The sequence below is a fragment of the Photobacterium sp. OFAV2-7 genome (assembly GCF_022347985.1).
In the GTDB taxonomy this organism is placed as follows: Bacteria; Pseudomonadota; Gammaproteobacteria; order Enterobacterales; family Vibrionaceae; genus Photobacterium.
In genome coordinates, this window is the sequence record NZ_JAKRFQ010000417.1 from 1 (window position 1) to 4,338 (window position 4,338).

4 protein-coding genes and 1 pseudogene are annotated in these 4,338 nt (G+C 48.8%); 2 read left to right on the forward strand and 3 right to left on the reverse strand.

Annotation, left to right across the window (positions count from 1 at the left end):
• A pseudogene (locus MHN01_RS18005) lies at positions 1–221 on the reverse strand (ATP-dependent helicase); the annotation flags it as partial.
• Between the two features lie 145 nt (positions 222–366).
• Entirely contained in the window at positions 367–843 is a 477-nt protein-coding gene (locus tag MHN01_RS18010) for a group 1 truncated hemoglobin (protein ID WP_239412603.1), read from the reverse strand.
• Positions 844–995: 152 nt separating this feature from the next.
• On the opposite strand from MHN01_RS18010, the gene purU reads away from it, so the two are divergent.
• The gene (gene purU / locus MHN01_RS18015) at positions 996–1,829 is read left to right on the forward strand and encodes a formyltetrahydrofolate deformylase (protein WP_239412604.1); all 834 of its coding nucleotides are present in this window, start codon (positions 996–998) and stop codon (positions 1,827–1,829) included.
• A 61-nt stretch (positions 1,830–1,890) separates the two neighbouring features.
• On the opposite strand, the gene MHN01_RS18020 is transcribed toward purU, so the two are convergent.
• Positions 1,891–2,475: a VOC family protein gene (locus tag MHN01_RS18020; protein WP_239412605.1), complete on the reverse strand. Its 585-nt coding sequence runs from the start codon at positions 2,473–2,475 to the stop codon at positions 1,891–1,893.
• A 434-nt stretch (positions 2,476–2,909) separates the two neighbouring features.
• On the opposite strand from MHN01_RS18020, the gene argS reads away from it, so the two are divergent.
• The coding region (gene argS / locus MHN01_RS18025) for an arginine--tRNA ligase (protein WP_239412606.1) at positions 2,910–4,338 on the forward strand (1,429 nt) is incomplete at its 3' end.

Here is a 4,338-nt window from a genome sequence, read left to right on the forward strand (position 1 = left end):
TTCGAGCCGGTACTGATAATGGTTTTTTTACCGCGAACCAACGCCGGAACTAAATAGGCAAAGGTCTTGCCCGTCCCCGTCCCCGCCTCTACCACCAACTGGGTCTGTTCACAAATTGCATCATCGACAGCCTGGGCCATGTCAATCTGCGGCTGGCGAGCCTGGAAACCAGGTATAGCTTTGTCGAGTGCGCCACCTGAGGCAAAAAACTTGGCAATCATTCCAAAGAGCTTATTGGTTATATATACAGTAGAAAAAAACATTATGCCAAGTTTGCCAGCCTGCGACTACGGTTATTTATACTCAGGGTGTCGATGGGTTAGACGAGCAGATCTCTGGTTGCAATAGCTGCAACCAGAGACAGAATTAAGGTGCAGTAACAATGTCTGCTTTGGTCGAACCGACAATTTCCATCAGCTCTTGCTGCTCTTTTTCCGGCACGCCATGTTTGTCCAGTACCCCTTTCAGCAATACCTCCATCTGCTGCCAGTCTTTCTCCGAAACATTCAAGTGGGCATGGGCATCTTTCATTGACCGCCCCTGATATTTACACGAGCCTCCGGTGGCATTACAAACCATCGCCGTGACCTGATATTTCAAGTAGGGAGCAGGAACCACTTTTCTTGCCGCATCAATTGCCGGGTTGGCATTGAGGGTGTCATCGACCACCATCACATCAATAAAATCACTGACGACAACTGAAATAGGCTGCAGCCCCCCGAGCCGGGTATACAGCGACTTGCTGTCCTTGGAATGACTGTCGGCATAGGCAAAGCCGACACCAAGAAACGGTAGAGCGAGCAAAAGGGTTTTCAAAAAAAATGTCAGCCGTTGTGACCACATAGCTTCCTCCTAGATAATGCAACTCATTAGTTAGGTTTTTGTACAAATGGCAACTATCACTGAAACTAATTCGAATTTTGTTTTGACCCTGAAATAAATACGCGGTAAATAAAAGAGAACGGAAATATAAATATAGTAGTTCAAGGAAGCACATGGAAACCAAAACCCTTCTCACCGACTGCCCAGATGCAATGGGTTTAATATCTAAAATCACCAACATCTGCTACAAACACCAACTAAACATTATCCACAATAATGAATTTGTTGATCACTCCCATACCCGGTTCTTTATGCGTACGGAGTTGGAGGGGGTATTTAACGACGAAACCTTCCTGTTCGATCTCGATCGTGCGCTGCCTGAAGGCAGCTACCGCCGTCTGGTTAGCTCGGCCCGCAAACGCATTGTCATTATGGTCACGAAAGAGGCACACTGTCTGGGCGACATTCTTGTCAAAGCCTTCGACGGAACCCTGGATGTTGAGATTGCAGCCGTTGTCGGCAACTACGATACGCTGGCCGGACTAACAGAGAAATTTGATATCCCGTTCCACCATGTCTGCCATGAAGGGCTGAGCCGCGAAGCTCACGAAGAAAAAATGCTTGAGGCTGTCAAGCAGTACAACCCCGACTATGTTGTACTGGCCAAGTATATGCGGATCCTGACACCTAACTTTGTGGCCCAGTTCCCGCATCAGATCATCAACATTCATCACAGCTTTTTGCCAGCCTTTATCGGTGCCAAGCCGTACCTGCAAGCATTCGAGCGCGGGGTAAAAATCATCGGGGCGACTGCCCACTTTGTGACCAACGATTTAGACGAAGGCCCGATCATTACCCAGAATGTCATCAATGTGGATCATAACTTCAGCGCCGGCGATATGGCCCGATCCGGGCGTGATGTCGAAAAGTCGGTTCTGAGCAAGGCGCTTGGCCTGGTACTAGACGACAAGGTCTTTGTGCACGGCAACCGCACCGTCATTCTCTAACAACAAATACCTTTCAGGTTGCGGGCTGCTAACTGGCCCGCAACACAAAGCTCATTCAGAACTAGCCTCGTTCACTTGCAATCACATCTTTGAGCGAACAAGGATGTAGCTTGATACACACACCCTGCTTCTTAAAAGCGTACGTTGGATTCGGCAGACGTTCTTTTTCACCCGACGGCATACTGGCCTTTACCTTAATATCTTGCTCAGCCAGTTTCTCCCACGGCAATAACGGAAACACCTCATCCAGTACTGTTTTCAGTTCATCGGTATTATCAACCTTAGCCGGAACAACAAACTCAATATGCTCCCAGCCCTGCTGCGGATACGACTTGTTCCCCGGATATGGCAGCTCCAGTGCTTCAATGCGCCAGCTACCCACCTCAAGCGGCTGGTGAAAACCGATTACAATAATCGGCCGACCGTTGATTTCATTGTTCGACCACTCCTCGCCGTATTCCAGCCAGGCCTGATGCAGCGCCTTGGCCACTTCAAGGTCATTCACCCGTAATGCAATATGGTCAGCCTGGTAGCCAGACAACGATATATTCATTTCTTGCGCCAGAGACTCGATACGCGCACCAAAAGCAGGCAGCCCTGCCAGCATTTGTTCGGGGTGAAGACCGGCATCAATTAGCTTCTGCATGTTTTTTCTCCAGTTAATACTGCATCGGGAAACGAACGCATAATTATCCACAGTTTTAGGTTTATAGAAACCCCGCCCAAGGCGACGACAGGCCTTGTTGCTGCTTGATTTGTGCATAATTTTCACGTTCTATCCAAAACAAAAAAAAAATCGCAAACAATGCCTTTTTCGGGTTGCCAAAACACCTAACTTTGTGGGTATTATTAAGGCAATGCAATGTACGTATTCAAGATATCACCTCTGATCCAAGAGAGTGTCCCGTCAAAAATACTCATGTGATCCCCACCAGCATTCATTATGCTGCAATTGATGTGGCCTGCTTACGTGATTATTTTTGACGGTTTTGCTTATGGCAGCTCTTGAATACCGTGACGTTTTTGCCTCGCCAGTACAATCAGTCTACTGGCGAACTAAATGATTTAAAGGATAAGCGTGTGAACATTCAAGCACTAATTAACGATAAAGTATCTCAGGCATTAGAAGCCGCAGGCGCACCAGCAGGTAGCCCAGCAGCTGTTCGCCAGTCTGCGAAAGCACAGTTTGGTGACTACCAGGCTAACGGTGTCATGGGCGTTGCCAAAAAGCTTGGCACTAACCCTCGCGAGTTCGCACAGAAAGTTATCGACGTACTGGACCTTGACGGTATCGCAGAGAAAGTTGAAATCGCAGGCCCTGGCTTCATCAACATATTCCTAAGCAAAACCTGGCTAGCCGAGCGCGCCGAAGAAGCCCTGGCTGACGAGCGCCTTGGTGTTGCCAAAGAAGAACAAAAAACCATTGTTGTTGACTACTCAGCGCCGAACGTTGCCAAAGAAATGCACGTTGGCCACCTTCGTTCAACTATCATTGGTGATGCTGTTGTTCGCACCCTTGAACACCTAGGTCACAAAGTAGTTCGTGCCAACCACATCGGTGACTGGGGTACTCAGTTCGGTATGCTGATTGCCAACCTGGAACGTGTTCAGCAAGAGTCTGGCGAAGTTTCAATGGAACTGTCTGACCTTGAAGCCTTCTACCGCGAATCCAAAAAGCTATACGACGAAGACGAAGAGTTCGCAAAACGTGCTCGTAACTACGTTGTTAAGCTACAGGGCGGTGACGAGTACTGTGCTGACATGTGGAAGAAGCTGGTAGACGTTACCATGATCCAAAACCAGCGTAACTACGATCGCCTTAACGTATCACTGACCCGTGATAACGTTATGGGTGAATCCATGTACAACGACATGCTTCCTGGCATTGTTGCCGACCTGAAAGAAAAAGGCCTGGCAGTAGAAGACGATGGTGCGCAGGTTGTCTTCCTTGAAGAATACAAGAACAAAGACGGCGAGCCTATGGGTGTTATTATCCAGAAGCGTGATGGCGGCTTCCTATACACCACCACAGATATCGCCTGTGCCAAATACCGTTACGAGCAACTAGGCGCTGACCGTGTACTTTACTTCATCGACTCACGTCAGCACCAGCACCTGATGCAGGCATGGACGATTGTTCGTAAGGCTGGCTATGTACCAGAAGAAGTTACCCTGGAGCACCACGCTTTCGGTATGATGCTAGGTAAAGACGGTCGTCCGTTCAAGACCCGTGCTGGTGGTACCGTTCGTCTTGCCGATCTTCTGGACGAAGCAGAAGAGCGCGCAGCGAAGCTTATCGAAGCGAAGAACCCGGATCTGGATGCAGCGGAAAAAGAGAACATTGCCAAGACTGTTGCGATGGCCGCTGTTAAATACGCAGATCTTTCCAAGCACCGTACCACTGACTACATCTTCGACTGGGACAACATGCTGGCCTTCGAAGGTAACACGGCGCCATACATGCAGTATGCATACACTCGTGTTGCTTCTATCTTCAAACGTGCCGATG